Here is a 26296-nt window from a genome sequence, read left to right as displayed (position 1 = left end):
GGCAAATAGCGTGATTCGAGAATCCGTTCCCCGGCGATCCTGCGTCGGCTCGAAGAGCGCTGCCACGTATCGATTTCGGTGTCTGGCCCTGGTCATTGCGCAAGAACCACATTCGACGTGGCAGACTTTCCCGCACACGCCGTGCGGGGGAAGGATGACATGGAACTGGTGCTCGCGGTCGAGGGCTCGGACGATGATGTCGAGGAGTTGCATTCGCTGTTCGAGGCGCTGGTCGAGGATGACGAACTGCGGGGCGCGCGTAAGGGTGTCGAGCGGTCGGCGGGACGGGCGGGCACTCTCGGTGCCGAGGAGACCATCCGGGTTGTCGTGGACTCGGCCGCGCTGTGCACCGCGCTGTCGACGTGTGTCGTCGCCTGGCTGCGCATGCGGCGACCGAAACTGCGATTGACCTTCACCGGCCCGGACGGCGCGCACGCGCAGGTCGATGCGACGGGTGCGCAGGCCGTGGAGCAGGTGCAGATCCTGGACATCATCGAGCGGGTGCGCGGGACAGTGGATGACGCTTCCTGATCCGGAAGCGACTCGCGCGGTTCTCATCGGAACCGCGAACTACGCTCCGGATTCGGGCTTCGAGTCATTCCCCGAGATCGCCCGCAGCCTGTCGGATTTCGCCGAGTTCCTGCGCGCCGAAACAGGAATCCCCGAGCAGCACATCGATGTGGTGCTCGACCCCTCCGACGGACCGACCATCGCGGCGCGAATCACCGCCGCCGCCCGTGACGCGACCGGTCTGTTGCTCGTCTACTACGTCGGCCACGGGGCCGTTGTCGACAACCAGCTGCACCTGACCCACACCGCGTCCCGCGCCGACGAGGCCGACGTGACCGCGCTGGGCTACGCCATCATCCGAGCGCGAATCAAGGCTGGCGCGCGCGGAGCCGTCGTCGTGATCCTCGACTGCTGTCACAGCGGCAAGGCGTTCGGCCGCGACGTCCTCGCCGCGGACGGCGAAATCCTGCGCGCGGCCACCGATATCGACGGCGCGTTCGTGTTGACCGCCACCGACGAGAAGACCAAGTTCGCCCTCGCCAAGGGCGACGGCGGCCGCACCGCCTTCACCGGCATGATGCTCGATATCCTGCGCACCGGCGTGCCCACCACCGATCGCTACCTGACGATGTCGCTGCTGTACCGCGAACTCCGCGACCGCCTGCCCGCCGCGAGCATGCCGAAACCCAAAGCGCTGGAACGAGGTACAGCCGGACGGGTGGCGCTCGCGGTGAACCCCGGCTGGACCGGCCACCCGGACCCGCCCAGCCTGCCGCGCGTCACCGCGACCCCGTACACCGCGCAGGTCCGCGACCTCACCCCCGCGGACGGTCTCCTCGATCGTGAGCCGGAACTGGCTGAGCTCGCCGAATTCTGCTGGGGCGACGAGCCGTACGTGTGGTGGCAGGCCGGTCCGTGGGCGGGCAAGACCGCGATCATGACCTGGTTCGCCCTGCATCCGCCGCCGAACGTGCGCGTGGTCTCGTTCTTCGTCACTTCGCGGCTGGCCGCCCAGGACGACCACAACGCGTTCACCGACGCTGTCGTGGAACAGCTCTCGGCCCTGCTGCCGGACGAGGCCGCCGCCGTCGCGCGGGTGAACACCAATGGTGACGCGCTGCGCCGGCACCTGCTCGATATCGCCGCGCAGCGGGCGGCGAACACCGGCGGCCGGATCGTGCTGCTGGTGGACGGGCTCGACGAGGACCGCGGTCATCCGAGCATCGCGTCGCTGCTGCCGAAGAATCCCGGTCCGGGGCTGCGCGTCATTGTCGCCGGGCGCCCGAATCCCGGACTGCCACTGGATGTTCCGGGCAACCATCCGCTGCACCACTGCCGCCGCCGCGAGGTCGACCGGTCGCGCGCGGCCTTCGACGTCATCCAGGCCGCGAGCCTCGAGCTGCTCGGTATTCTCGAGCGCTCCGACGTCGATCAGGAGATTCTCGGGCTGATCACCGCGGCCCACGGTCTCACCGGCACCGAACTCGAGGACCTCACCGGGCTGCCGCCCTTCCGGATCGCCCGCATCCTGTCCGGTCCCACCGGACGCACCTTCCGCGCGCAGACCAGCCGGTTCGCAACCGATCAGATCATTCTGCTCGCCCACGAAACCCTGCAGCGCGAGTCCGAGAACGCCCTCGGCCGAGCCCTGATGGACGGGTACCGCCACCGCCTCCACGACTGGGCCGCCCGCTACCGCGACCAGGGCTGGCCCGCCGAAACACCGACATACCTGCTCACGCGGTACTTTTCGATGCTGCGCGGACGAGGCGACATCGCGCGCATGACCGATCTGGCGCTGGACACCGCGCGGCATGATCGGATGCTGGTCCTCACCGGGGGTGACGGGATCGCACGGACCGAGATCGCCACGGTCTCGGGACTGTGGCTGGCCCACCCGGATCCGGACCTGCTCACGGTATGCGAACTCGCCATGCGACGCCGGCATCTGACCCAGCGCGGCCGCGATATCCCGATGTGGCTGCCCGCCGGGTTCGCGCTGCTGGGCGAACTGGCCCGAGCGCAAAGCCTGGCCGACGGGATCCCGTTGCGGCGCCGTCGCGTCCAGGCGCGGATCGCGGTGATCTCGGTGCAATTCGGCGCGACGGACCGGCGGGCGAATCGCACGCTCGTCGACTCGCTGCGCGGACCCGGGGACCGGACGCTCGACGACGGCGAACTCTGCTCGATCGCCTGCGCCCTGGTCGATGCCGGTGATGTCGAGAGCGCGGAGGAGCTCGCGCACGAGATCACCACGCCGTGGGAGCGGGTCCGGATACTGGCGCAACTGGTTTCGGTGTGGTGGCCGGAGGGACGTCGGTCCGCCGTCGAGACGGCCATGACCGAGATCAACCGGCATGTGCTGCTGGTCAAGGCGGCCGACCGCCGGGACGAGATCCTGGGGTACGCGGTGGGTGCGTTCGCCGACATCGGGGATGTCGAGCGCGCGATGTCGCTGGCGGACGCGCTGCTCACCTTCGAGGATCTGATCGCGGCCAGATGTCGTATCGCGCGGGCGATGGCGACCCGGGGTGAGTCGGAATCGGCTCGGGGCTGGGTGCATTCGATCCTGGCCACCGCCGCGAAGGCGACCGCGGCCGACCCGATCGGGCGATCACAGGTGCTCGGCAGGATCGCCGCGGATCTGGTCGCGGCCGGATTCGACGACGAGCTCCGGGAACAGGTCGACGACCTCGTGGCTCAGCTGGCCGGATGCACACCACGCGCGGCGGTCGCGGTGCTGGAAGGACTCGTGGCGTGCCTGGTCGAACTCGGGGACGCGGAGCGCGCGATCACGCTGAGTCGCAAATTCGCGTCGGGGACCGAGCAACTCGATCTGCTGACCGAGGCGCTTCCCGCGCTGGAGACGACCGACCGCGCGGCGGCCCGTCAGCTCGCCGCGGAGATCGAAATCGAGTCCTACCGGACACCGCCGGACGCGTATCGGCGTGGATTCGCGCTGCACACCGTGGTGCGGGCGCTGGTCGAGGCCGGGGACCTGCCGCGCGCGCATGCCGTGGTCGATCGCATCGACGACATGGGCTGCCAATTCCTGGTTTTCACCTACCTCGGCACCCGCGCCGCCGAGTCCGACACGCGCGCAGCCGATTTCCTCGACCGCGCCCTCGGCACGGTGCACGCCCTGCTCGACCAGGTCGAGACCTGGGACGAGCAGGCGACCGACGCTTTCGCGCGCACGGTCCTCGGCACCGACTGGCTCGGCCGCGAACACGCCGAGACCTCGCCGACACCGCTGGCCGAACTGGTGCGCAGCCTGATCGCACGGGGTGCGATCGACCGCGCCACCGGGCTGGCCGAACGGCTCGCGCCGCTGTACTCGATCTGGTTCGAGTCCGCCGACAGCCTGGACCGCGGGTTGGGCGAGCTCGCGGCGGTCTTCGTCGAATCGGGGCGGATCGAGCTCGCGGCCCGCCTGATTCCGACGATCTCGGGGACCCTGCGACGGTTGACGGTGATGCAACTGCTCGTCGATCGCCTCGACGGTGACGCGGCCGCGCCGATCGTGAAGCCGATGCTCGACGACCTCGAGGACGAGGTGCTGGCGGGCCGGATCGCCGAGCAACCGCTGCATCGCGTACGCCTCGCACAGCTTTCGGCCGCCCTCGGGGATGCCGACCGGGTGGCGCGGCTGATGGACGGATTGACCGATGTCGGGCCCGGCGCGCAGCGCGTCGTGTCGGCGCTCGCGACGGCTCGGGCCCGGGCCGGGGCCATCGACGAGGCCGGGGCGATCGCGGGGACCATCTCTGACCGCGGCGAACGCATCCGCGCGTACGGCCAGGTCGTCGCCGCGCAGATCCGCGCGGGCCGCGAGACCGCCGCGCTGCACACCGCGACTCGCGTTCGCGAGACCGGTGAGCGAATTCGCTTGACGGCCCAGGTGATTCCGGCATTGGCGGCCAAGCTCGGCCCGGCAGGCGGATACACCGTCCTGATCGAGGCGACCCACCTGCTCGGGACCGTCGAGCGCACCGATCACCGGGATCGCGCGACGGCGGCGCTGGTCGACGCGGCCCTCGCCATCGGCGAGGTCGAGCACGCGCTCGAACTGGCCGACGGCGTCGAATCCGATCTCCATCCGATCTTGTTGTCGCGGATCGTGGCTGAACTCGTGCGCGCGCTCGCGGACGTGCCGACTACGGGGCAGGCGGCCGCGCGGGCGCGCATCCGGCGAATCCTCGCGCAGGTGTGGAGCGTGGGCCGGTGGTACTCGGCCCTGGACACCGTGGCCCGCTTCGACCCGGAGTTGCTCATCGCGATCGCCGACGAGGCGGTACGGTTCGAGGCCGGCGGACGGTGACACCTCAAATGAACGCTATTTAGTAATAGGTGTTCACAAACCAGGGTGTGGTGTGGAACACTCGACTTCGAACGTGTTCCAAAGGAGGTTCCGTGTCCGCGCCGTCCATTCCCAATCGGATCGACTTCACCGATCCCGATCTGCTCGCCACCCGCCTGCCCGTCGAAGAGTTCGCCGAGCTCCGTCGCACCAGCCCAGTCGCTTGGATCCCGCAGGCCGGCAGCGGCTTCAAGGACGACGGCTACTGGGCCGTCACCCAGATGGATGACATCAAGGAGATCTCCAAGACTCCGGAGGTGTACTCCTCGGAGGAGAACACCGCGGTCATCCGCTTCTACGACGACATCATGCGCGAAGAGATCGAGGTGCAGCGCTTTCTGCTGCTGAACCAGGATCCGCCGCGCCACACCAAGCTGCGCCGCATCGTGTCCAAGGGCTTCACCCCGCGCGCGGTGGAGAGCCTGCGCAACGCGCTGCGCGAGCGGGCCGAGCGAATCGTGCACGAGGCCAAGAAGAACGGCTCGGGTGACTTCGTCAAGGAGGTCGCCTGCGAGCTGCCGCTGCAGGCCATCGCCGAGCTCATCGGCATCCCGCAGGAAGATCGCGGCAAGATCTTCGACTGGACCAACCAGATGATCTCCTACGACGACCCCGACTTCGAGGGTGACCACAAGGTCGCCACCGCCGAGGTCATGGGCTACTCCTGGAACCTGGCCGAGGAGAAGCGCAAGTGCCCGGTCGACCTGGACGGCCACGAGCAGATCATCAACACCCTGCTCAACGCCGACGTCGACGGCGAGGCGCTGGCCTCGGACGAATTCGCCTGGTTCGTGATCCTGCTGGCCGTCGCCGGCAACGAGACCACCCGTAACGCCATCACCCACGGCATGAAGGCGTTCGTCGACCACCCCGAGCAGTGGGAGCTCTACCGCGAGCAGCGTCCGCGCACCGCGCCGGACGAGATCGTCCGCTGGGCCACCCCCGTCATCGCCTTCCAGCGCACCGTGCTGCAGGACACCGTCCTCGGCGGCCAGGAGCTGAAGAAGGGCCAGCGCGTCGGAATGTTCTACTCCGCCGCCAACTTCGACGAAACCGTCTTCGAGAATCCGTTCGACTTCAATGTCCTCCGGAACCCGAATCCCCATGTAGGCTTCGGCGGCACCGGTACCCACTTCTGTGTGGGCGCCAACCTGGCCCGACTGGAGATCGACCTCATGTTCAACGCCATCGCCGACGTGATGCCGAACCTGAGCCAGGTGTCCGACCCCGTCCGCCTGCGCTCGGGCTGGCTGAACGGCATCAAGAGCTGGCAGGTCAAGTACGAATGAGTGACACGCGCCGACGCGGCCGGATACCCGCGGTAAGCGACGCGGACATCCGGCGCGTCGCGCGCTCACTGCTGGTCGAGCAGGGGCCCGACGCCATCACGCTGCGGGCCATCGCCCGCGAGCTGGGCGTCACCGCCCCGGCGCTCTACCGGTACTACGAGTCCCGCGACGACCTGGTCGCGGCCGTCCGCACCGACGTCTGCGGCGACCTCGCCAAGGATCTGGAAGCCGCCATCGCGGATCTCCCCGACGACGCGGGCATCCGCTTCTTCGCCATCTGCCGCGGCTTCCGCCACTGGGCCCTGACCCACTCCCGCGAATTCACTCTGGTCTTCGCCTCCCCGGTGACCGCCGGAATCACCAGCGCCATGCAGCAATTCGGCGAACCGGTCGGCCGCATCTTCCTCGGTGCGGCAGGTCGGCTGCTCACCGAGTACCAGGTGGTGACCCCGCCGCTGGAGCTCATCCCGCCCGAACTCCGCGACGACCTCATCAAGTTCCAAATGGAACTCCTTGCCGTCCTGGCGGATTCAGGCCAGAACTTCCCCGCGGAAAAACTCGACCTGGGCGTCAGCTACGTCATGATCCAGTTCTGGGCCCGCCTCTACGGCCACGTCACCCTCGAGGTCTTCGGCAACTACCCGATCCAGATCAGCCACCCGGACGTCCTGTTCGACTCGACACTCGCCGACATCGGGCGGGGAATCGGCCTGGTCCCGAACTGACTACTTCTCCGGGAGCAGCGGCAAAGACACCGGTGCGTCGCGGATTGGGAGGTCAGATCGGGACGGGGACCGGCAGATGCGCGTGACCGTGGATCAGCTGGGCGGAATTCCGGACCGGATAAGGGATTTCACCGGTCAGCAAATGGAACAGGGTGCAGCCCAGCGAGTGCACGTCGGCGCGCCGGTCCACCCGGTGGCCTCGTCCGGGGCCGTGGCGATTCCGGAATCGGTCAGCAGTGCCTGCGCCACCGGCCCACACGATGTCGACCGCGAGTTCGGGCGACACGGCTCCGGATAGCAGCAACCGGGCCGCATCGGTTCCGTCGACGAACTCCATGGCGATCCACTCGTGCTCCTCTCTCGCCGCGGTCGTACACCGTGACGATATTGGGATGCCACAGCCGCGCACCGAGATTCGCCTCCTGCCGGAACCTGGCCCGCACCGACGGATCGCCGGTGGATTCTCGCCTGAGCACCTTCAATGCCACCGACCGGGGCAAGCTCCGAGAGGTGGCCTTCTCGCGCCTATTTCGTCGGAGGCGGCGTGGGAGCGGTGGTGAGGGCGTTGATCTCCGTGTTGGACATGTCGTCGCAGAGCCAGCGGCCGTCGACCTTTTTCATGGTCATGACCAGGCCGGTCACCTTGGTTTTGCCGGTGTGGTCGTTGGCGTTCGAGACTGTCGCGGTCACGAAGGCGGTGATCTGGGCGTGGTCGGCTGTGCTGTTGTTGACCGTGCACTGCAGGTCGTGGACCTCGGAGCGGGCTTGGACGGCGATCATGGAGTTGTCCAGGGTGGTTCTGGCGCCTTGGATGTACGAAATCCATCTGCTGGTGGCTCCGGCGTCCACCTGTCGATCGAAGGCGGCGGCGTCGGCGGGGGTCTTGATATCGAAGGTCGAGATGGTTCGGGCGTAGGCGCAGGCCGCGTCTCGGGCGGCCTCGGTGAAATTGTCGGGGGAGGACGAGTTGTACAGGTACACACCTGTTGTCGCCGCGGCTGCCAGTACCGTGGCCGCGAGTGCGATGATCCGGGGCCACCGGCGGGGCGGGTGCACGATCGGTGCCGGGGTTGCCGGGGCGAGCACCCGCGCCGCGGCGTCGGCCAATTCCCCGCACGTGGAATACCGATCAGCCGGATCCTTGGCGAGCGCGGTGGCGATGACCTTGTCGAATCCCTTCGGCACCGTGGGATTCACCGTGCTGGGCGCGGGTATCGGTCGATGCAGGTGAGCGTGGATCAGCTGTGCGGTATTGGTCGCACGGTAAGGCAACTGGCCGGTCAGCAGGTGAAACAGTGTGCAGCCCAGGGAATACACGTCCACGCGCTGATCCACCCGGATGTCCGGATCCAATTGTTCGGGCGCCGCGTACTGCAGACTGGCGTACACCTCCCCGGTCTGTGTCGCCCCCATGGTCTCGTCGAGTGCCTTCGCGATCCCGAAATCGGTGAGCAGCACCCGGCTCGGCCGAGCATTGGTCAGCAAGATGTTGGCGGGCTTCACATCCCGATGCAGCACCCCGGCCTCGTGCGCGAAGTCCAGTGCCTGTGCGACGGTCCCGATGATGTCCACGGCCACGTCCGGCGCCACGGGACCGGACCGCACCAGCCGACCGGCGTCGGAACCGTCGATGAATTCCATGGCGATCCAGAGACGTTCCTCGGTCTCGCCTCGGTCGTGGATGGTGACGATATTCGGATGCGACAGCCGCGCGGCCAGATCGGCCTCCCGCTGGAACCGCGCCCGCACCCCGGGATCTCGAGCTACGGTCACCCCGAGCAGCTTCAACGCCACCGGCCGCGGCAGACTCCGGTCCCGGGCAAGATACACCTCACCCATCCCGCCCACCCCGAGCAGCCGCTCGATCCGGTACCCGGCGAAAACCTCACCGGCCAGGAGCCTCTGCCCCACCGCCACGCCCTCCAACATCCTTCGCTGGGAAAGACACTACTGGAACGAAAAATGGGCAGGCCACGGATCAGGTTCGGGCGTCGGCCAATTCGCGCGGGCGGAGGTTGTCGGGTTCGGCGTGCAGGACCGGTTCGGTGAGGCCGATGCGGCGCTGGACGCGCTTCATCCAGCGTGGGGCCCACCAGACTCGGTCACCGAGAAGCTTCATGGTGGCGGGGACCAGGAGCATGCGCAGGACGGTCGCGTCGATGATCAACGCGGCGATCATGCCGTAGGCGATGTACTGCATGAGAACCAGTTCGGAGAAGGCGAAGGCGCCGGTCACGACCAGGAGGATGAGGGCCGCGGCGGTGATGATGCGGCCGGTGTGGGCGGTGCCGGAACGGATCGCCTGCTCGGTGGTCGCGCCCGCCGCCCGGGCTTCGACCATACGGGAGACCAGGAATACCTCGTAGTCGGTGGACAACCCGTAGATGATGGCGATGATCAGGAACAGGATGTTGGCCTGGATCGGCTGGGGCGTGAAGTTCAGCAGGGTCGCGCCGTGGCCCTCGGTGAAGATCCAGGTCAGGATGCCGAGGGTGGAGCCGAGACCCAGCACGCTCATGAAGGCGGCCTTCAGCGGCAGGACCAGCGAACCGAAGGTGAGGAACATCAGGATCGTGGTGACGGTCAGGACCAGCGCGATCATCAGGGGCAGCCGATTCAGCAGTGCCGCAATGGAATCGTGCTGCTGCGCCGGGACGCCGCCGACCAGCATCGTCACGCCATCGGGGACGTCGAGCGCCCGCAGATAGTCGATCGTCTTGTCGTAGTCGGTGGAATCGACCAGATACGCGGTGGTGCTGTAGACGTCCCGGTTGATCTGCGAGCGCGTCGGGACCCCGAACCCGCCGGGCAGCAGGCCGGGCGCGTCACCCGCCTGCGCGATCAGCGGGCCGACCTCGGTGCTGTCGTCGGTGCGGATGATCAGCTCGATCGGGTCGGACTTGCGGTACGGGAAGGCTGTATCGATCTCGTGCTGGGCCATGCGCACCGTATTGTCCGGCGGCAGATACTTCTCGCTGAAGCCGCCGAAGGCGATGTTGCGGACCGGCACGATGAGCACGAGCAGCCCGAGGATGAGGACCGCGGTGATCTTCCACGGATGCCGCATCACCCATCCGGTGGATCGACCCCAGAAGCTCTGCTCCACCTCGTGCGCTGGACGGATCCGGCGGAATCTCTTGATACCCAGCGCATTCACCCACCGCCCCAGAATCGCCAGCATCGCGGGCAGAATCGTGACGGCGGTCAGCGCGGCCAGGGTCACCGTGGCGATCGCGCCGTAGGCGATGGACTTCAGGAAGCCCTGCGGGAAGATCAGCATCCCGGCGAGGCTGGCCACGATCATGGTGGCCGAGAACAGGATCGTGCGGCCCGCGGTCATCAGCGAGCGCCGCACCGCCGTGGGAGTGTCGTACCCGGCCGCGACTTCCTCGCGGAACCGGCTCACGATGAACAGCGAATAGTCGATGGCCAATCCCAGCCCGATCATCGAGACGACCGGAGCCACATACGAATTGACCTCGGTGAAGTTCGTGATCCACCGGACGATGCCGTTCGCGCCCAGCACCGTGAGCACACCCATCAGCAGCGGCAGCGACGCGGCCACCACCCCGCCGAAGATGAAGAACAACAGCACCGCCACCGCTGGGATGGCCAGCACTTCCATGCGATGGGTATCGGTGGCGATGGTGTTGTTCAACGCCATCGCCACCGGTTGCAGGCCGCCGACCTTCACCTCGACCCCGCTCGACACCGAGAGCGCGTCCTTCAGCTTCGCGTAGTCGATGTTCAGGTTCTTCAGGCCGATGGTGGCCAGTGCCTGCATCCGATCCGGGGTCGCGAGCTTGGTGGTGGCACCGTGCAGCGAGGTCACGGCGGGCCAGTACGCGGCGTTCACACTGGCGAAGTCGTTCGGGTACCGCTGGGTCAGGCTGTTGAGATTGTCGATCACAGCCTGATTGACGTCGGGATCGTCGACGGTGGTGCCGGCCGGAAAGGTGTACAGCACCGCGACATCCACCTCGTGGCTGGCGTCGAACGACGCCGCGACCACCTGCGCTGCCCGCACCGAATCCGAATTCGGATCGTCGAGCCCGCCCGAACTCAAACGGTCCTGGAAGCCCCACGAATATCCGCCGAGCGCCAGCATCGCGGTCGCGACCAGGCCCAGTACGACGAATCGGTGCCGGGTGACGAGGTTTCCCCATAGCGCGAAAACATCTCGATCACGCGGGCGCCGCAACTGCATACTGCACGGTAGCAGCGAAGATCATGTGAAGTGAAAAACGTTGTATCACTATGCGTATCGGCTATTGCTCGGTCGCGAATCGGGGGCGGCGGAGACTGCCTATGCGCCGCACGATGCGAGGCCGGCGCAGGTCGCGAGCCATCCATTCGCCGAGCGTGACACCGGCCGCCAGGGCCAGCCCGACGGTGAAGGCACTGAAGAGCTGGTTGAAGCCGACCAGGAGTTCGTCGTTGAGCAGGGCATAGAGGCCGCGGTAGACCCGCAGGCCGGGCAGCAGGGGAGTGATCCCGGCGACCGCGATGACCAAGGGCGGCGTAAGGGCACGGCGCGCGGCCAGGCCACCGGCCAGGCCGACGACCGTCGCCGCCACGCCCGAGGAGACGATCGGGCCGAAGCCGAAGTGCTGCACCAGGAGATAGGCGACCGTCGCGGCCGCGCCGCTGAACGCGGCGGCGGTGAGGGCGCGTCGCTCCGCGTAGCAGGCGAGGGCGAAGGCCCCCGAGGTGACGGCGCCGGCCAGCAGCTTCAGCGGCAGATTCGTCAGGTCTCGCGAGGCCGCGGTCATGTCCACGGTCGGCACGGTCGCCTCGAACACCTCCGCGATCCGCAGTGTGAGCGCGATGCCGGCCACGATGCCGCCGGTCATCATGATCACCTCGAGCATGCGGGCCGACGCGGTGATGGGCGCGCCGGTAATGGCGTCCTCGCCCGCGCCGACCAGTTGTAAACCGGCCAGCAGCACCGCGATTCCGGCCGCGATGATCAGCGACGGATCCAGGTGCAGACCCTTGGCGAAGGTCGATATCAGCACCGCGGGCGTGGCCGCGATCATGCCGCCCGCGATGTGCTGGAAGAAGAAGGGCAGGCCGCGCCGGTTCAGCAGGCGATTGGTGCGGTCGATGAGCGTGGTGGTCGCGAAGCTCAGCAGCGCGATGAGCCAGCCGCCGTTGAGCAGGAACGCGACCCCGGCGGCCATCAGCGCCCAGCCGACGGTCGCCGACCAGCGCGGGTAGGGGTGCGGGGCCGAGGTGATCTCGTCGAGGGCGGCCAGCGCCTCCTGCGGCGGCACCAGTTCGCGGCGGATGCGGCGGGTCAACCGGTCGACCGCGGCCAGCCGCGTGAAGTCCAGGGAGCGGTAGTGCACGACGCGCATGGTGGTGGCGGGCGGCAGCTTCGGTCCCCGGTCCACCGAGATACGAATCGCGTTGTAGGTGACGTCGATATCGCATTTGGTCATGCCGTAGGTGGCGGCGATGAACTCGATCTGGGTGGTGGTGTCCATGACGGCGGTGCCCGAGGCGAGCACCACCTCGCCCACCCGCTCGGCCAGATCCAGCACCTCGGTCACGGTCGCGTCATCGGTGAGGTCGATGGGCTGCACCGGCGCCGGCGCCTCCACCACGGTGTCCACCGTGGCGCGGCGATCGGCGGTGAGGCGGTCGCCCGCCCCGGTCAGCAGCCGCTGCCAGCGGGCGCGCAGCCCGGCGGGCGCTCCCACTTGCTCGTCGGTAGCCAACTGGTTGGTCACAAGGCAAACGTACACGGGTGCGGGAGATCACCGGGGCGAGCAGGGTGGGGCCAGTAGTGTTTTCGAGTATGGCGACGAGCGACGTTTCGATTGCGAAAGAGCTACGCGCGGCACTCGACGGACCCTGGCGGGAGGTGCGTGAGGAAGCCCGGGCCGCCATCGACGACGACCGGCTCTACGGCGATCCGTCCCTCGACATCAAGGCGGCGCGGGCCCGGGTCCTGGAGCAGATGCACCTGGTCGCGAGCTATGGCTGGGTCGAACGCGGCTTCCGGCACGTGGACGGCCGCCCGGCCGATCCGGGCGCGGCGGTCACCGCGCTGGAGATGCTCGCCTACAACGATCTGTCGCTGTGGGTGAAAAGCGGTGTGCAGTGGGGACTTTTCGGTGGCGCAGTAGAGAACCTCGGCACAGATAGGCATCGCGGATATATCGACGAACTGGCGTCGCTGCGCCTGCTCGGCTGCTTCGCCATGACCGAGACCGGGCACGGCAGCGATGTCGCGAACCTGGAGACGACGGCCACCTACGATCCGGCCACCCAGGAGTTCGTGGTGCACAGCCCGACTCCGTCCTCGCGCAAGGACTACATCGGCGGCGCGGCCGAACATGCCCGCATGGCAGCGGTTTTCGCGCAGTTGATCACCGGTGGCGAGGGGCGGGGCGTGCACTGTTTCCTGGTGCCGATCCGCGACGAGGCGGGCAGTGATCTGCCGGGGGTGACCATCTCCGATTGCGGTCTCAAGGGCGGGCTGCCCGGGGTCGACAATGGGCGAATCCTGTTCGACCAGGTGCGAATTCCGCGCGAGAACCTGCTCAACCGGTACGCCGATGTCGCGCCGGACGGAACCTATTCCTCCGAGATCGAGAACCCGAGCCGGCGGTTCTTCACCACGCTCGGGACGCTGGTGCGGGGACGGGTGAGTGTCGGTGGTGCGGCTGCCGCGGCGGCGCGGGTGGCGTTGAGCATCGCGGTGCGCTACGCCGAGCAGCGCCGTCAGTTCTCCGATCCCGACACCGGCGAGGAGACGCTGCTGCTGGACTACCGCAGTCATCAGCGTCGCCTGCTGCCGCTCGTAGCGCGTTCCTACGCACTGGCTTTCGCGCAGAACGAATTGGTGCGCCGCATGCACCTGGTGCAGACCGGGCAGGACACCGATCCCCGCGCCCAGCGTGCGCTGGAGAATCGCGCGGCCGGTCTCAAGGTGGCCCAGACCCGGCACGCCACCGGGGCCATCCAGGAGTGCCGCGAGGCCTGTGGCGGCGCGGGCTATCTCACCGAGAACCGCCTGGTCACCCTGAAGGCCGACACCGATGTGTTCACCACCTTCGAGGGCGACAACGTGGTCCTCACCCAGCTGGTAGCCAAAGACTTGCTGACGGCCTACGCGGAGGAGGTGCGCGACCTCGACGCGCTCGGCTGGGTGCGCTTCGCCGCCACCACGGCCCGCGATGTGGTGCGGGAGCGGTCCGGCGTGCGGCAGATGATCCAGCGGCTGCGCGATCGCGGCGACGAGACCGTGGACGAGGGTGACCTGTCGCGCCGCTCGGTCCAGCTGCAGCTGTTCGCGGACCGCGAGGACTACATGGTGCGCACGGCCGCGCACCGGCTGCGCGCCCGGGCCAAGGAGACCGGTCCGTTCGAGGCGTTCAACAACGCCCAGGACCACATCCTCGCCGCGGGCACCGCCCACATCGAGCGAATGGTCCTCGAAGCCTTCATCGACGGCATCGCCGACATCGCTGACCCCGAGGCGCGGGCGCTGGCGAACACCGTGTGCGACCTCTACGTCTACTGGACCATCGAGCAGAACCAGGCCTGGTTCATCATGCACCGGTTCATGTCGGTGGAACGGGCCAAGGCGGTGCGCCGGGGCGTGAACGAACTGGTCGACCGGCTGCGGCCGCAGGCGCTGACGCTGATCGAAGGTCTCGGTGTCCCCGAGGGCATGCTGCGCGCGGCCATGCTGGACTGAGCCGGACTGCCCTCGGCACTGAACCCTATTGCCGCTGTGCATCGTGGAGCGGAGAGATCGCTTCGCCGCAAGGGGAACCATGATGCTGGACCGCATCGCCGAGATCGACGGCGCGCTGCCGCCGCCGTCATCCCGGCAGGTTCTCGACCGGGCTCCACGCGCGGGGGCGGCGCAGCATGAGGGGACCCTCGAGTGCGTGCGCGACGGCGAGGTTACGTGATGATCGACCGGTTGACGGCACCGGCGCTGCGCACGCCGAAGCTGGTGCTCATCCTCGTCGGGATCGCCTTTGTACTGTGCGGGGCGGTCGGTTCGCAGGCGGTGGCGCGGCTGTCCCAGGGCGGGTTCGTGTCGACCGACTCCGAATCCGCCCGGGTGGCGGGCATGCTGGAACGCGACTACGGCATGACCGGCGCGCAACTGGTGTTCACGGTCGAATCGCCCGACGGCGCACTCGATCCCGCGGCGAGCGCCCGGGGCCGCGAGATCGCCCAACAGCTGAAAGGGGACTCGCGCATCTCCCGGGCGGTGTCGCCTTGGACCGAGCCGATGCCGAGCCGGGCGCTGCTCAGCAGGGACGGCAAGATCGGTCTCATCGTGGCCACCGTGCGCGGCGACGAGAACAACGCGCCGGGCATCGCGCGCGAGCTGGCCGACGAATTCACCGGCAGCCGTGACGATGTCACCGTGCGGGCCGGTGGGCAGGCCAAGGTCTGGCGCGACACCGGGCAGCAGACCCAGCAGGACCTCGCCGTCGCCGAGGCCATCGCGCTGCCGCTGACCTTCCTGCTGCTGGTGTGGTTCCTGCGCAGCCTGGTGGCCGCGCTCATCCCGTTCCTCACGGGTGTGGTCGCCATCGCCGGGGCCGGCGCGGTGCTGTATCTGATGACCTACGTGGTCGAGCTGTCGGTGTTCGCGCTGAACATCACGACCGCGATCGGGCTGGCCCTGGCCATCGACTATTCACTGCTGATCATCGGGCGCTACCGGGAGGAGATCGCGCGCGGAGCCGAGCGCACCGACGCGCTGACCGTCGCGATGAGGCGCGGCGGCCGGGCCGTGGCCTTCTCCGGCACCACCGTCGGCATCGCGCTGATCGGAATGCTGTTCTTCCCCATGGCCTTCCTGCGCTCGCTGGCCTCGGCCGGGCTGGCGGTGGTGGCGCTGTCCATCGTGCTCGCGTTGACCATGGTGCCCGCGCTGCTCATGGTGCTCGGCGACCGGATCAATCGGAAACCGCTGCGGGAGGCCACACCCGTCGAGCGCAGCCTGCTCTACCGGGTGGCGCGCGGCGTGCAGCGGCGGCCCGCCCTCAGCGCGCTGCCGGTGCTGGCGCTGCTGCTGTTGCTGGGCTCGCCGATCGTCGGGTTGCGGCTGGGCCTGCCCGACGACCGGGTGCTGCCTGCCGGGCTGGATTCCCGGCAGGTGGGCGATCTGCTGCGAGACCGGTTCGACGACAACGCCACCGGATCCGTGCACATCATCGTGCGCGGTCAGGGGATCGACACCGGCGCGTACGCCGCCGCCCTGTCCCGGGTTCCGGACGTACGGGCCGTGGTCGGCCCGGCGGGCGCCTTCGAGAACGCGCGCATGATCGGCCCCGGCGACCCCGCCGCCACCGGACCCGACAGTGTGCACCTGACCGTCGCCACCCGGCTCGACCCGTATTCCGAAGCGGCCGAACAGCAGTTGGACGCGCTGCGCGCGGTGCCCGCACCCGCGCCGGTGCTGTTCGGCGGTCTCGCCCAGCAGACCGAGGACGCCGGGCAGGGCATCGCCCAGGGCTTCCCGAAGGCGATCGCCTGGATCGCGGTCGTCACCTTCGGGCTGCTGCTCCTGCTCACCGGGAGCGTCGTCCTGCCATTGAAAGCCCTTGTGCTCAATACGCTCTCGCTCTCGGCGACCTTCGGCGCGCTGGTGTTCGTCTTCCAGTGGGGTCATCTCGGCGGTCTGGGCACCCTCGCCACCGGGTACACCATCGCGACACTGCCGGTGCTGTTGTTCTGTGTCGCGTTCGGTCTGTCCATGGACTACGAGGTGTTCCTGCTCGCCCGCTTCACCGAGGAATGGGAGCACTCGGCGAAGACGCGTCAGGACAACGACAATGCGGTGGCCCTGGGCATCGCCCGCTCGGGGCGCATCGTCACCGCCGCGGCGCTGCTCATGGCGGTGGTCTTCGCGGGCATCGCCGTCAGCGGCGTCACCATGAACCGGATGCTCGGGCTGGGCCTGGCGCTGGCCGTGCTGATGGACGCCACCCTGGTCCGCATGGTGCTGGTGCCCGCGTTCATGCGGGTCATGGGCACCGCCAACTGGTGGGCTCCGGCGCGCTCGTGGCCGCTGCTGGAGAAGGTCGCGCTGCGCGAGTGAGGCCCGAATCCTTACCGAACTGTGAAGTGATCGCCGCGCCCGCCGTGTCGGTTCGTGTGTTCCCGCGCCTCGCACGATCGTGGATCCCGTATCCGAGATCGACACGAGGAGAGCATGTATGGGCGAGGACCACATCCCGCTACGCACGAACCGGCGAACACTGCTGGGCGCGGCGCTGGTCGCCGGTGCCGGGGCCGTCGGCCTCGGGGGATTCCTGTTCGCCGAGAACGGAATCGGACCGGCACGGCTGACCGCGCGCCGCATAGTCGACGGATTGCAGGCCGCCGGAGGATATGTGCCCGGGTATCGGCGCAATCACGCCAAGGGCGTCGCGGTGGCGGGACGGTTCGAGAGTTCCGGGGCGGGGACGGAACTCTCCTCCGCCTCGGTGTTCCGGGCGGGCAGCTACCCGCTGACCGGGCGCTTCTCCCTCGCCGGGGGCCAGCCCTTCGCATCCGACACCGCCGCGGCGCGCCGCGGATTCGCCCTGCGCCTGGCCTTGCCCGCGGGGGAGCAGTGGCGGCTCGCGCTGCTCAACATCCCGGTCTTCACCGACACCTCGGGGCAGGACTTCCACGACCGCACCGCCGCCTACGCGCCCGACCCAGCGACCGGCAAACCCGATCCCGCCCGGGTCCGCGAGTATCTGGCCGCGCATCCGAAAACCGCTGCGGCCCTGGAGGTCATCAAGCAGAATCCGCCCACGCCGAGCTTCGCCACCTCGACCTTCCACAGTCTCAACGCCTTCGAATGCGTCGACGGCCACGGCGGCCGGACGCCGGTCCGGTGGCGGCTGGAACCCGAAACCACCGACGCCGCACCGTCATCCGGCGACAACCAGCTCTTCGCGGGCCTGGTCCGTGATATCCGCCGCGGGCCGGTGCGCTGGAAACTGATCGCCGTGGTGGGTGTGCGCGGCACCGATCCGACCGACGATCCGACCGTCGCCTGGCCCGCCGACCGCCGCCGCATCGACACCGGCACCATCGTGGTGACCGATATCGCCACCGAGACCGCCGCCAACGTGCGGGAGGTGAACTTCGACCCGCTGGTCCTGCCCAACGGCATCGCCGCCTCGGATGATCCGGTGCTGCAGGCGCGTTCGGCCGCCTACGCCGAATCGTATCGCCGCCGCGCGGGGGAGACGCTCGCCCGGCAGCCGTTGCGGACGGAGGATCTGGCATGAGCGAGACGCACGAGGGACCCGTGGCCACCGATCGCGCCCAGGTGCAACCCGAACCGCACGTGTCCCAGGCCGATTCGCGCGAGCAGAGCCGACTGGACGATAGGCCGGTCCGCGACTCGGTCCGCTCTGCCGACACCTGTGACGTAGGGACACTTCAGCCCGGCGCGAGTTCGACCGGAACCTCCTCGGCCGCTATGGATTCCGAGCCGGCCGGGTACAACCTGCTGGCCCGAGTCTTGCACTGGCTGATGGCCGTGCTCATCGTCGGCATGCTGATGCTGGGCGCGGCGATGATCGGCACGATCGGGAATTACGGTGTGCTGCTGAGCATCCACCGGACCGTCGGGCTGGCGATCCTGGCGCTGGCGGTGGTGCGGGTGGCGAATCGGCTGACGCGTCGCGGTCCCGCACCGGGGGAGGGGCTGTCGCCGCGCGAGCGGGTGGTCGCGGTGGCGTCGGAACTCACGCTGTATGTGCTGTTCATCCTGCAGCCGCTGATCGGCTGGGCGCTGGTGTCGGCGTCGGGGATTCCGGTCCGGGTCGCGGGTGGGTTCCGGCTGCCCGCCGTCGCGCCGGAGAGCGCTCAGGTCTACGCCCGGCTGCATCTGGTGCACACCTGGCTGGCGTATCTGCTGCTGGCGCTGTTCATCGCCCACATGAGCGCGGTGCTCTGGCACACCGTGGCGCTGCGTGACGGCCTGTTGCGCCGGATGCTGGTGCGTCGGCCGTGAAGGGCAGGGGCGGGCCGTCGGTATCGTGCAGGCGTGACTCGATCGACAGTGCCCGCCCCGACCCGGCCCGACGGCTGGCAGCGCCGTGCCGCCCTGCCCGCGCTGATCGTCGTCGGGGTGATCGTCACTCTGGTTGTGCCGCTGTCGTTTCCGGCGGGCGGCGGATCGACGAGCGTGGATCTGGCGCTGGAGCAGCACATCCACTCGGCGCTGGACGCGCACACCTGGGTGTATCGGGTGCTGGTGTTCCCCAGCAATAGTTATGTCGTGCTGCCGTTGCTGGTCGCCTTCGCCGCCTGGTTCGTCTACCGGCGGCAGTGGTGGAGCGCCGGGTTCGCGCTGGTGGCCCCGGAACTGGTGGTGGCGGTGAATACCTATGCGTTGAAACCGTTCTGGGAACGCAAGCTCGACCACTACCTGGCCTACCCCAGCGGGCACACCGTCCAACTGGTCGCGGTCGTCACGGCCTTCGCTCTCGTGAGCGAATCGACACGGGCGCGGACGGTGACCGTGGGCGTCATGGTGGTGGTCCTGCCGGCCGTCATGATCGGCATGGTGGGGTTCGGATACCACCATCCGACCGACGTGCTGGGCGGAACGGCGGCCGCGGTTGCTCTTGTCACTGCGTTGTATCTGCCGTTCCGCTACTTCACGGCTACGCGTGCCGCGACGGCGATTTCGAGCTGAGCGTCACAGCGAGGCGACCATGGCGAGGAAGAACCAGATGGCCCACAGCGTCGCCACGATGAAACCGAGCGACAGCATGATCCGCATGAATCCGCGGCCCACTTCGATCCGGTCACTGCGGCGCGGGTAGAGCTTCCATGGGCTGAACCAGGGAGCGGGAATCGCCAGGGCGCGTCCGGAGCGGCCGTGCTCGAGCTCGAGTCGCGCCTGCTCCTCCGCGAACGCCTCGGCCTGCGCCTGCTGCGGGCCGCCGTGCCACAGCGACACGTCCACCGGACCGAGGAAGCCCTCGTTGATCAGATCCTGCGGCGCGGGCAGGTACGGCAGGATGCCCAAGCCGCGGAACGCCCAGGCCACGTCATTGGCCGACCACTGCGGGCGGCCGCGCGAGAGCAGCGCGGTGAAGTGGTCGCGCAGGGCCCGCTCGTCACCGAGTAGCACCTGGAAACTGGGATCGCTCCACAGCTGCCGCACCCGCAGATTCGACCCGGGCGGCGGCACCACCAGCACGATGCCGTGGATGACGCGCTGCCCCAGACCCCGCTCGGCCAGCCAGTTCTGCAGCGCGAAGGTGTGATCGCGGGACTTGTCCAGGGGAGTCTTCTGCCCGGCGCCGTCGAAGGGGATGATCTTGTCCCCGACCCGCCAGGGGCCGTTGATCGGAACCTCGAGCTCGCCGTCCATCTTCTCGTTGAGCGACTCGGCCTCGATCACCACGCAGCTGGTCGGCGTCCACACCACCGCATCGAAGGGATGCAGCTGATTGTTGTGGAACAGACTGCAATTCACCGTCGCGACGCCCTTGGGATCGGTGGCGCCCTTCCAGGTCCGCAGCCAATCGATGAGCACCTTCTCGGCGTGGGTGCCGGCGGCGTTCTGCACTCGGACGAGCATCGGCTCTCACCTTCCTCGTCGAATCGATACCGGGAATGGTACGGGCACAACGCCCCAAACTACCGCCGGGCACGCCGCCGCGCTCGGTTCACGGGCCGACGCAATTCAATTCATGGGCAGGGCGGGGTCGGTCGGGTAGTCGGTCGGGAAGATGGGCAGGCGCAACGCGCCCGGCGCGAAGTCGGGCACGACCGCGTGTTTGGGCGCGACCGGATTGATGCGACGGTAGGGCGCGCCCAGCTCGGGCCTGGGGTCGGCCTCGTTTCGGTTGGGCCAGAACGCCATTGCGCGCTCGGCCTGCGCGGTGATGGTCAGCGACGGGTTCACGCCCAGGTTGGCGGTGACCGCCGAACCGTCGGCGACGTGCAGGCCCGGGTAGCCGTACACGCGCTGATACGGGTCCACCACACCGCTTTCCGGGCCTTCGCCGATGACGCAGCCACCGATGTAGTGCGCGGTGGCCGGGATATTGAACACATCCATGGCCAGCATCTGCACGTCGCCGTCGACCTTCTCACCGAACCGGCGGCCGACGTCGTGCGCGAGGGGGATCCAGGTCGGATTCGGCTTGCCCGTGCCCTGCTTGGTCTTCAGCTGCCCCCACTTGCGGAACGAGGTCAGCGAGTTGTCCAGGGACTGCATGACCAGCAGGATGACCGACTTCTCCGAGGCCCGGCGCGCATTGAGGCTGCGCGCGAACACCACCGGATGCAGCAGCATGGCCAGCAGGAAGCGCAGGAACCGGAACGCGCCGCCGTCCACCAGCGGCACCGACAGCGGGAACAGGCCGTTCTGGCCCTTGCCGTAGTGGCACACCTCGACGTGGGTGTCGGGCTCGGGATGGATCGACGAGGTGATGGCGATGCCCTCGGCGAAGTCGTCGCGGGCCTTGCTCACCACATTGAGGATGGCCTCGGAGTTCGACCGGGTCAGCTCGCCCAGCCGCGGCGACAGATTCGGCAGCACGCCCTCGTCGCGCATCTTGTGCAGCAGCTTCTGGGTGCCCAGGGCGGCCGCCGCGAACACCACCTGCTCGGCGGTGAACACCTTGCGGCCCTTGCGAACCCACCGGTCCGAACGCTGCGTCTCGATGGCGTACCCGCCGCCGGTCATGGGCCGCACCTTGGACGCGGAGGTCAGCGCGAACACGTGCGCACCGGCCTGCTCGGCCAGGTACAGGTAGTTCTTGGGGGTGGTGTTCTTGGCGTTGTGCGGGCAGCCGGTGAAACAGCGGGCGCAGTGGATGCAGCCCGCGCGCCGGGGTCCCGCCCCGCCGAAGTAGGGGTCGTCGACCTCCACGCCCGGCTCGGCCTCGTTGAAGAACACGCCCACATTGGTGGCGTGGAAGGTGTCGGCGACCCCCAGATCCTCTGCCACGGAACGGATCACGTCGTCGGCGGGGGTCATGCGCGGGTTCTGCTCCACGCCCAGCATGCGTTGCGCCTGGTCGTAGTAGGGCGCGAGCTCGTCGCGCCAGTCGGTGATGTGGGCCCACTGCTTGTCGGTGTAGAAGGCGGGCAGCGGCTCGTAGAGGGTGTTCCCGTAGATCAGCGACCCGCCGCCGACCCCCGAGGCGGAGAAGACCGCGCACTTGCCCAGCACGCTGATGCGCTGCGTCCCGGTCAGCCCCAGCCGCGGGGCCCAGATCGACTTGCGGACATTCCAGTTCGTCTTGGGGATGTCCTCGGCGTTCCACCGGCGGCCGGACTCGAGCACCGCCACCCGGTAGCCCTTCTCGGTCAGGCGCAGCGCGCTGACGCTCCCCCCGAACCCGGAACCGATAACGACGACGTCATAGTCGAAGTCGGGCATGGTCTTTCCTCTCGCAGCTCAACCGTTATGAGAAGGATTGCATAGAACTCTCTCACGGTGCTAGGCGGCGTGCCCGTATGGAGATGCCCGGGTGATTGAGGTAAGACCGGTCTGTGACTACCGAGCGGAACGCCGAACCGGTCTACAGCGACCGGATCTTCACGGTGCCCAATATCCTCAGCGTGCTGAGGCTCATCGGCGTCCCGGTCTTCCTGTGGTTGCTGCTGGTCGAGAAGGCCGACGGCTGGGCCTTCGCGCTGCTGGTCGCCAGCGGTGTCACCGACTGGCTCGACGGCAAGCTGGCACGGCTGCTGGACCAGTCGTCCAAACTCGGCGCCCTGCTCGACCCCCTGGTCGACCGCCTCTACCTGCTGGCGACCCTGGGCGGCTTCCTGATTCGCGGCATCCTGCCCTGGTGGGTGGTGCTCATCCTGGTCGGCCGTGACGCGATCTTGACGGTGACCCTCGGCATCTACAAGCGCCGCGATCTCCCGCCGCCGGAGGTCATCTACCTGGGCAAGGCCGCCACTTTCGCCCTCATGTCCGCTTTGCCCTGGCTGCTGGCCGGGCAGATGGACTGGGCGGCCGCGGGTTTCGGCCGGGCCTTCGGTGGGGCATTCTTGGTCTGGGGCACGGCGGTCTATGTCTGGACGGGAATCCTGTATCTGGGCAAGGCCGTCGCCGTGGCCCGAGCGATACCGCCCGTGCCACACCATGATCACGCCGGATAGGGTGTGCGGCGGACGGATCGACGACGATCCCGAGAGGAACGCCCGTTGAAAGGACACTGCCTGTGACCGCAGTACCCGAGGATTTGCGCTACTCCGAGGAACATGAGTGGGTGAGCAAAGTGGGTCCGACCCGGGTGCGGGTGGGAATCACCGATTACGCGCAGTCGCAGCTGGGTGACGTCGTGTTCGTGCAGCTGCCCGCGGTGGACTCCGAGGCGCCGGCCGGCGAGAGCATCGCCGAGATCGAATCCACCAAGAGCGTTTCCGACATCTACGCCCCGCTGGCCGGGAAAGTCGTTGCGGTGAACGATCTTCTGGACGCCGAGCCGGAGACGGTCAACTCCGACGCCTACGGCGACGGCTGGCTCTTCGAGCTCGAAGCCGACTCCGCCGAGGCGCTCGACGCTGCCCTCGGAAAGCTCCTGGATGCCGCAGGTTATCAAGGAGTTATCGGAGGCTGAAGGAGCCTTCACAGTTCTACCTGCACGGGTACGCCCTGGCAGGGTACGGTCAATGCCAACAGAAGTGCGCGCAGCCGGTGCCCGGATTATCCGGACCTACCCGAAGCGGGGAGCGGCCGGAGCGCCGCATCGCTGAGGGCATCAACTGCTTGCATGGATTATTCGGTTCGAGGAGGAGAGCAAGGGTGAGCGAGAACAAGGACCCGGGTTACCAGGAAACGGCAGCAGAGACCACTTCGGTGTTCCGTGCCGACTTCCTGAACGAGGTCGACACGTCGCGCCCCGAGCAGACAGGCGAGCAGCCGGTACAGGGAGTGGAGGGCCTGCCCGCGGGCGCGGCCCTGTTGGTGGTCAAGCGCGGACCGAACGCCGGTTCCCGCTTCCTGCTCGACCAGCCCACCACCTCGGCGGGCCGCCACCCCGACAGCGACATCTTCCTGGACGATGTCACCGTCAGCCGTCGCCACGCGGAATTCCGCCAGGACGACGACACCTTCCAGGTCGTCGATGTGGGCAGCCTCAACGGCACCTACGTCAACCGGGAGCCGGTGGACTCCTCGGAGCTGCAGAACGGCGACGAGGTCCAGATCGGCAAGTTCCGTCTCGTCTTCCTGACGGGCCCGCGACCGGCGACGAGCGACTCGGCTCTCTAGGTCCGAGCGGAATGACTGGCGCAGCGCAGTGGACGCGCGGAGGCATGTCGATCGGCTCCGTGCTGGATCTCCTGCGTCCGGATTTTCCGGACATCACCATCTCCAAGATCCGATTCCTGGAGTCGGAGGGCCTGATCAGCCCGGAGCGCACGCCCTCGGGGTACCGCCGCTTTCACGTGGCCGACGTCGAGCGCCTGCGCTTCGTGCTGACCGCGCAGCGGGATCAGTACCTGCCGTTGAAGGTGATCAAGGAACAGCTCGAAGCGATCGACAGTGGGGCGGCGACGCTCGGGGTCCGGGAGGCCCGGGCCCGGGCGAACGCCGTGGGAAGCGCGATGCCAGTGTCCGATTCACCAACGGTGTCCGATTCGAAAGAAGCCGTGGCCTCCAACGGCGGCCAGTTGCGGCGGTTGAGCGCCGTGCCCGGTGAGGTCTCCGCCGCCGAGCTCCGGTTCGATCACGAAATCCGGATCACCCGGGCGGATCTGCTCGAACAGGCCGGCATCGACGAGAAGTTCCTGACCGAACTGATCCGGGCCAACCTGATCACCCCCGGTGCGGCAGGCTATTTCGACGGCGACGCCGTCACCCTGGCCCGCACCGCCAAGGCCCTGAGTGAATTCGGTTTGGAGGCAAGGCATCTGCGCGCCTTCAAACTGGCCGCCGATCGCGAGGCCGCCATGGTCGCGCAGATCGCGGCGCCGATCGCCAAGAGCCGTGACGCGGATGCCCGCGCCCGGGCCGAGGAAACGGTGCGTGAGTTGGCGGCGCTGTCGCTGACCCTGCACACCTGCCTGGTGAAGACCTCTGTGCGCGCTTCGCTCGGCGGCTGAAATCTTCGCCTAGACTCGGTATTACAGCCGGGGGCTGGCGGCCGGTGTGGATTTGGGAGGCAGTGCGATGAGCGAAATGCGTGTGATCGGCATCCGTGTCGAACAGCCACAGAATCAGCCCGTGCTGCTGCTGCGAGAGGTCTCCGGCGATCGCTATCTACCGATCTGGATCGGTCAGGCCGAGGCCACCGCGATCGTGCTGGAACAGGAGGGCGTGACCCCCATCCGCCCGCTGACCCACGATCTGATCAAGATCCTGATCAAGGAGCTCGGCCACACCCTCAAGGAAGTGCGGATCGTGGATCTGCAGGAGGGCACCTTCTACGCCGATCTCGTCTTCGAGAACGATCTGCGGATCTCGGCGCGGCCCTCGGACTCGGTGGCCATCGCGCTGCGGGTGGGCTGCCCGATCTATGCCGAGGAGCCGGTGCTCGAGGAGGCCGGACTGGTCATGCCGGACGAGCGCGAGGACGAAGTCGAGAAGTTCAAGGAGTTTCTCGAATCGGTATCTCCGGATGACTTCAAGGCCACGGACAGCTGACCAACTTCTGACCTGGCGATGATCTTCTACTGATCTCGAAACGAGACAAATCCGTGTCTCTACCTCAGGTTTAGGTTTAAAAACACGCGCCCGTTCAAGCTTGGACGGACCCGATTCTCCCGCAACAATCAGGAGAGTAGCCTCGATTGATAGGCCAACGCTCCAGAGTCGATTGACAGAGCCCAGCCCTGATAGGCAAGCAGTAAGGGAGTAGTCAGTGGGAGATCAACCGCAACCTCAGGATGTGGTGCAGCCAGGGCTGTTCCCCGATGACACGGTGCCCGACGAACTCGTCGGCTACCGCGTGCCCAGCGCTTGTCAGGTGGCCGGCATCACCTACCGCCAGCTCGATTACTGGGCCCGCACCGGACTGGTCGTCCCGTCCATCCGCAGTGCCACCGGCTCCGGCAGCCAGCGTCTCTACTCGTTCAAGGACATTCTGGTCCTCAAGATCGTCAAGCGGCTGTTGGACGCCGGCATCTCGCTGCAGAACATCCGCATCGCCGTGGACCACCTGCGCAGCCGCGGCGTCGAAGACCTCGCCGGGATCACCTTGTTCTCCGACGGCGCCACCGTCTACGAATGCTCCTCGCCCGAGGAAGTGGTCGATTTACTGCAGGGTGGTCAGGGCGTGTTCGGCATCGCCGTCAGCGGCGCGATGCGTGAATTGACCGGCGCGATCGCCAACTTCCCGGCCGAGCGCGCCGAGGCGGGCAGCACCTCGGACCGGCCCGAGGACGAGCTGTCGTTCCGCCGCAAGGCCAGGATGAGCAAGACCGGGTAGGAGCTTCTCCGAATGCGC

22 protein-coding genes are annotated in these 26296 nt (G+C 67.9%); 16 read left to right on the top strand and 6 right to left on the bottom strand.

What is annotated here, in order from left to right; genetic code table 11:
- Positions 1-159 precede the first annotated feature (159 nt).
- The 4 genes from GPX89_RS43930 to GPX89_RS25110 all read left to right on the top strand — a co-directional run bounded on the left by GPX89_RS43930 (position 160) and on the right by GPX89_RS25110 (position 6884).
- Positions 160-531: an effector-associated constant component EACC1 gene (locus GPX89_RS43930; RefSeq protein WP_198347583.1), complete on the top strand. Its 372-nt coding sequence runs from the start codon at positions 160-162 to the stop codon at positions 529-531.
- A complete protein-coding gene (locus GPX89_RS25120; RefSeq protein ID WP_198347582.1) occupies positions 518-4831 on the top strand; it encodes a caspase, EACC1-associated type in 4314 nt (1437 codons plus the stop codon). Before GPX89_RS43930 ends, GPX89_RS25120 begins: the two co-directional genes overlap by 14 nt.
- A gap of 92 nt (positions 4832-4923) precedes the next feature.
- A complete protein-coding gene (locus tag GPX89_RS25115; protein ID WP_328602296.1) occupies positions 4924-6159 on the top strand; it encodes a cytochrome P450 in 1236 nt (411 codons plus the stop codon).
- A complete protein-coding gene (locus tag GPX89_RS25110) occupies positions 6156-6884 on the top strand; it encodes a TetR/AcrR family transcriptional regulator (RefSeq protein WP_157390134.1) in 729 nt (242 codons plus the stop codon). The genes GPX89_RS25115 and GPX89_RS25110 overlap by 4 nt, the downstream gene beginning before the upstream one ends.
- A gap of 52 nt (positions 6885-6936) precedes the next feature.
- On the opposite strand, the gene GPX89_RS25105 is transcribed toward GPX89_RS25110, so the two are convergent.
- The 4 genes from GPX89_RS25105 to GPX89_RS25090 form a co-directional block, all read right to left on the bottom strand.
- Entirely contained in the window at positions 6937-7221 is a 285-nt protein-coding gene (locus GPX89_RS25105; RefSeq protein ID WP_157390133.1) for a protein kinase family protein, read from the bottom strand.
- Between the two features lie 188 nt (positions 7222-7409).
- On the bottom strand, positions 7410-8795 hold the full coding sequence (locus GPX89_RS25100; protein ID WP_328602295.1) for a serine/threonine-protein kinase: 1386 nt from the start codon (positions 8793-8795) through the stop codon (positions 7410-7412).
- A gap of 67 nt (positions 8796-8862) precedes the next feature.
- The gene (locus GPX89_RS25095) at positions 8863-11091 is read right to left on the bottom strand and encodes an MMPL family transporter (RefSeq protein WP_157390131.1); all 2229 of its coding nucleotides are present in this window, start codon (positions 11089-11091) and stop codon (positions 8863-8865) included.
- A 61-nt stretch (positions 11092-11152) separates the two neighbouring features.
- Positions 11153-12550 (bottom strand): threonine/serine exporter family protein, encoded by a 1398-nt coding sequence (locus tag GPX89_RS25090; protein ID WP_157390611.1) that lies wholly within the window; start codon positions 12548-12550, stop codon positions 11153-11155.
- Positions 12551-12687: 137 nt separating this feature from the next.
- Here GPX89_RS25090 and GPX89_RS25085 point away from each other — a divergent pair, with 137 nt between their 5' ends.
- The 6 genes from GPX89_RS25085 (at position 12688) to GPX89_RS45960 (ending at position 19569) form a co-directional block, all read left to right on the top strand.
- Positions 12688-14595 (top strand): acyl-CoA dehydrogenase family protein, encoded by a 1908-nt coding sequence (locus tag GPX89_RS25085; RefSeq protein ID WP_157390130.1) that lies wholly within the window; start codon positions 12688-12690, stop codon positions 14593-14595.
- Between the two features lie 43 nt (positions 14596-14638).
- Entirely contained in the window at positions 14639-14815 is a 177-nt protein-coding gene (locus GPX89_RS25080; RefSeq protein WP_157390129.1) for a hypothetical protein, read from the top strand.
- Positions 14815-16965, top strand: a complete 2151-nt coding sequence (locus GPX89_RS25075) for an MMPL family transporter (RefSeq protein ID WP_157390128.1) — start codon at positions 14815-14817, stop codon at positions 16963-16965. Before GPX89_RS25080 ends, GPX89_RS25075 begins: the two co-directional genes overlap by 1 nt.
- A 118-nt stretch (positions 16966-17083) precedes the next feature.
- Positions 17084-18151, top strand: a complete 1068-nt coding sequence (locus GPX89_RS25070) for a catalase family peroxidase (RefSeq protein WP_157390127.1) — start codon at positions 17084-17086, stop codon at positions 18149-18151.
- Positions 18152-18345: 194 nt separating this feature from the next.
- A complete protein-coding gene (locus tag GPX89_RS25065) occupies positions 18346-18882 on the top strand; it encodes a cytochrome b (protein ID WP_157390610.1) in 537 nt (178 codons plus the stop codon).
- A 33-nt stretch (positions 18883-18915) separates the two neighbouring features.
- A complete protein-coding gene (locus tag GPX89_RS45960) occupies positions 18916-19569 on the top strand; it encodes a phosphatase PAP2 family protein (protein WP_157390126.1) in 654 nt (217 codons plus the stop codon).
- 3 nt (positions 19570-19572) lie between these two features.
- Here the strand turns inward: GPX89_RS45960 and GPX89_RS25055 are convergent, their stop codons facing one another.
- Together GPX89_RS25055 and GPX89_RS25050 are read right to left on the bottom strand one after the other, a co-directional pair.
- Entirely contained in the window at positions 19573-20463 is an 891-nt protein-coding gene (locus tag GPX89_RS25055) for a nuclease-related domain-containing protein (protein ID WP_157390125.1), read from the bottom strand.
- 105 nt (positions 20464-20568) lie between these two features.
- Entirely contained in the window at positions 20569-22275 is a 1707-nt protein-coding gene (locus GPX89_RS25050; RefSeq protein ID WP_157390124.1) for a GMC oxidoreductase, read from the bottom strand.
- A gap of 113 nt (positions 22276-22388) precedes the next feature.
- On the opposite strand from GPX89_RS25050, the gene GPX89_RS25045 reads away from it, so the two are divergent.
- The 6 genes from GPX89_RS25045 (at position 22389) to GPX89_RS25020 (ending at position 26278) form a co-directional block, all read left to right on the top strand.
- The gene (locus GPX89_RS25045) at positions 22389-23006 is read left to right on the top strand and encodes a CDP-alcohol phosphatidyltransferase family protein (protein WP_328602294.1); all 618 of its coding nucleotides are present in this window, start codon (positions 22389-22391) and stop codon (positions 23004-23006) included.
- 62 nt (positions 23007-23068) lie between these two features.
- Positions 23069-23467: a glycine cleavage system protein GcvH gene (gene gcvH / locus GPX89_RS25040; RefSeq protein WP_328602293.1), complete on the top strand. Its 399-nt coding sequence runs from the start codon at positions 23069-23071 to the stop codon at positions 23465-23467.
- Between the two features lie 185 nt (positions 23468-23652).
- Entirely contained in the window at positions 23653-24120 is a 468-nt protein-coding gene (garA, locus tag GPX89_RS25035) for a glycogen accumulation regulator GarA (protein ID WP_328602292.1), read from the top strand.
- A gap of 44 nt (positions 24121-24164) precedes the next feature.
- Positions 24165-24953, top strand: a complete 789-nt coding sequence (gene ftsR / locus GPX89_RS25030) for a transcriptional regulator FtsR (RefSeq protein WP_157390122.1) — start codon at positions 24165-24167, stop codon at positions 24951-24953.
- A 67-nt stretch (positions 24954-25020) separates the two neighbouring features.
- Positions 25021-25494: a bifunctional nuclease family protein gene (locus GPX89_RS25025; protein ID WP_040807814.1), complete on the top strand. Its 474-nt coding sequence runs from the start codon at positions 25021-25023 to the stop codon at positions 25492-25494.
- Positions 25495-25711: 217 nt separating this feature from the next.
- Positions 25712-26278, top strand: a complete 567-nt coding sequence (locus GPX89_RS25020; protein ID WP_328602291.1) for a MerR family transcriptional regulator — start codon at positions 25712-25714, stop codon at positions 26276-26278.
- Positions 26279-26296 lie beyond the last annotated feature (18 nt).

Source organism: Nocardia terrae, from assembly GCF_009760405.1.
In the GTDB taxonomy this organism is placed as follows: domain Bacteria; phylum Actinomycetota; class Actinomycetes; order Mycobacteriales; family Mycobacteriaceae; genus Nocardia; species Nocardia terrae.
This window is presented reverse-complemented; position numbering and strand designations above follow the sequence as displayed.

Coding starts and splice junctions, on each gene's coding strand:
- GPX89_RS43930 (WP_198347583.1), top strand. CDS start 160: ATGGAACTGGTGCTCGCGGTCGAGGGCTCGGACGATGATGTCGAGGAG.
- GPX89_RS25120 (WP_198347582.1), top strand. CDS start 518: ATGACGCTTCCTGATCCGGAAGCGACTCGCGCGGTTCTCATCGGAACC.
- GPX89_RS25110 (WP_157390134.1), top strand. CDS start 6,156: ATGAGTGACACGCGCCGACGCGGCCGGATACCCGCGGTAAGCGACGCG.
- GPX89_RS25105 (WP_157390133.1), bottom strand. CDS start 7,221: ATGGAGTTCGTCGACGGAACCGATGCGGCCCGGTTGCTGCTATCCGGA.
- GPX89_RS25095 (WP_157390131.1), bottom strand. CDS start 11,091: ATGCAGTTGCGGCGCCCGCGTGATCGAGATGTTTTCGCGCTATGGGGA.
- GPX89_RS25085 (WP_157390130.1), top strand. CDS start 12,688: ATGGCGACGAGCGACGTTTCGATTGCGAAAGAGCTACGCGCGGCACTC.
- GPX89_RS25075 (WP_157390128.1), top strand. CDS start 14,815: ATGATCGACCGGTTGACGGCACCGGCGCTGCGCACGCCGAAGCTGGTG.
- GPX89_RS25070 (WP_157390127.1), top strand. CDS start 17,084: ATGGGCGAGGACCACATCCCGCTACGCACGAACCGGCGAACACTGCTG.
- GPX89_RS25065 (WP_157390610.1), top strand. CDS start 18,346: ATGGATTCCGAGCCGGCCGGGTACAACCTGCTGGCCCGAGTCTTGCAC.
- GPX89_RS25055 (WP_157390125.1), bottom strand. CDS start 20,463: ATGCTCGTCCGAGTGCAGAACGCCGCCGGCACCCACGCCGAGAAGGTG.
- GPX89_RS25050 (WP_157390124.1), bottom strand. CDS start 22,275: ATGCCCGACTTCGACTATGACGTCGTCGTTATCGGTTCCGGGTTCGGG.
- ftsR (WP_157390122.1), top strand. CDS start 24,165: ATGTCGATCGGCTCCGTGCTGGATCTCCTGCGTCCGGATTTTCCGGAC.
- GPX89_RS25025 (WP_040807814.1), top strand. CDS start 25,021: ATGAGCGAAATGCGTGTGATCGGCATCCGTGTCGAACAGCCACAGAAT.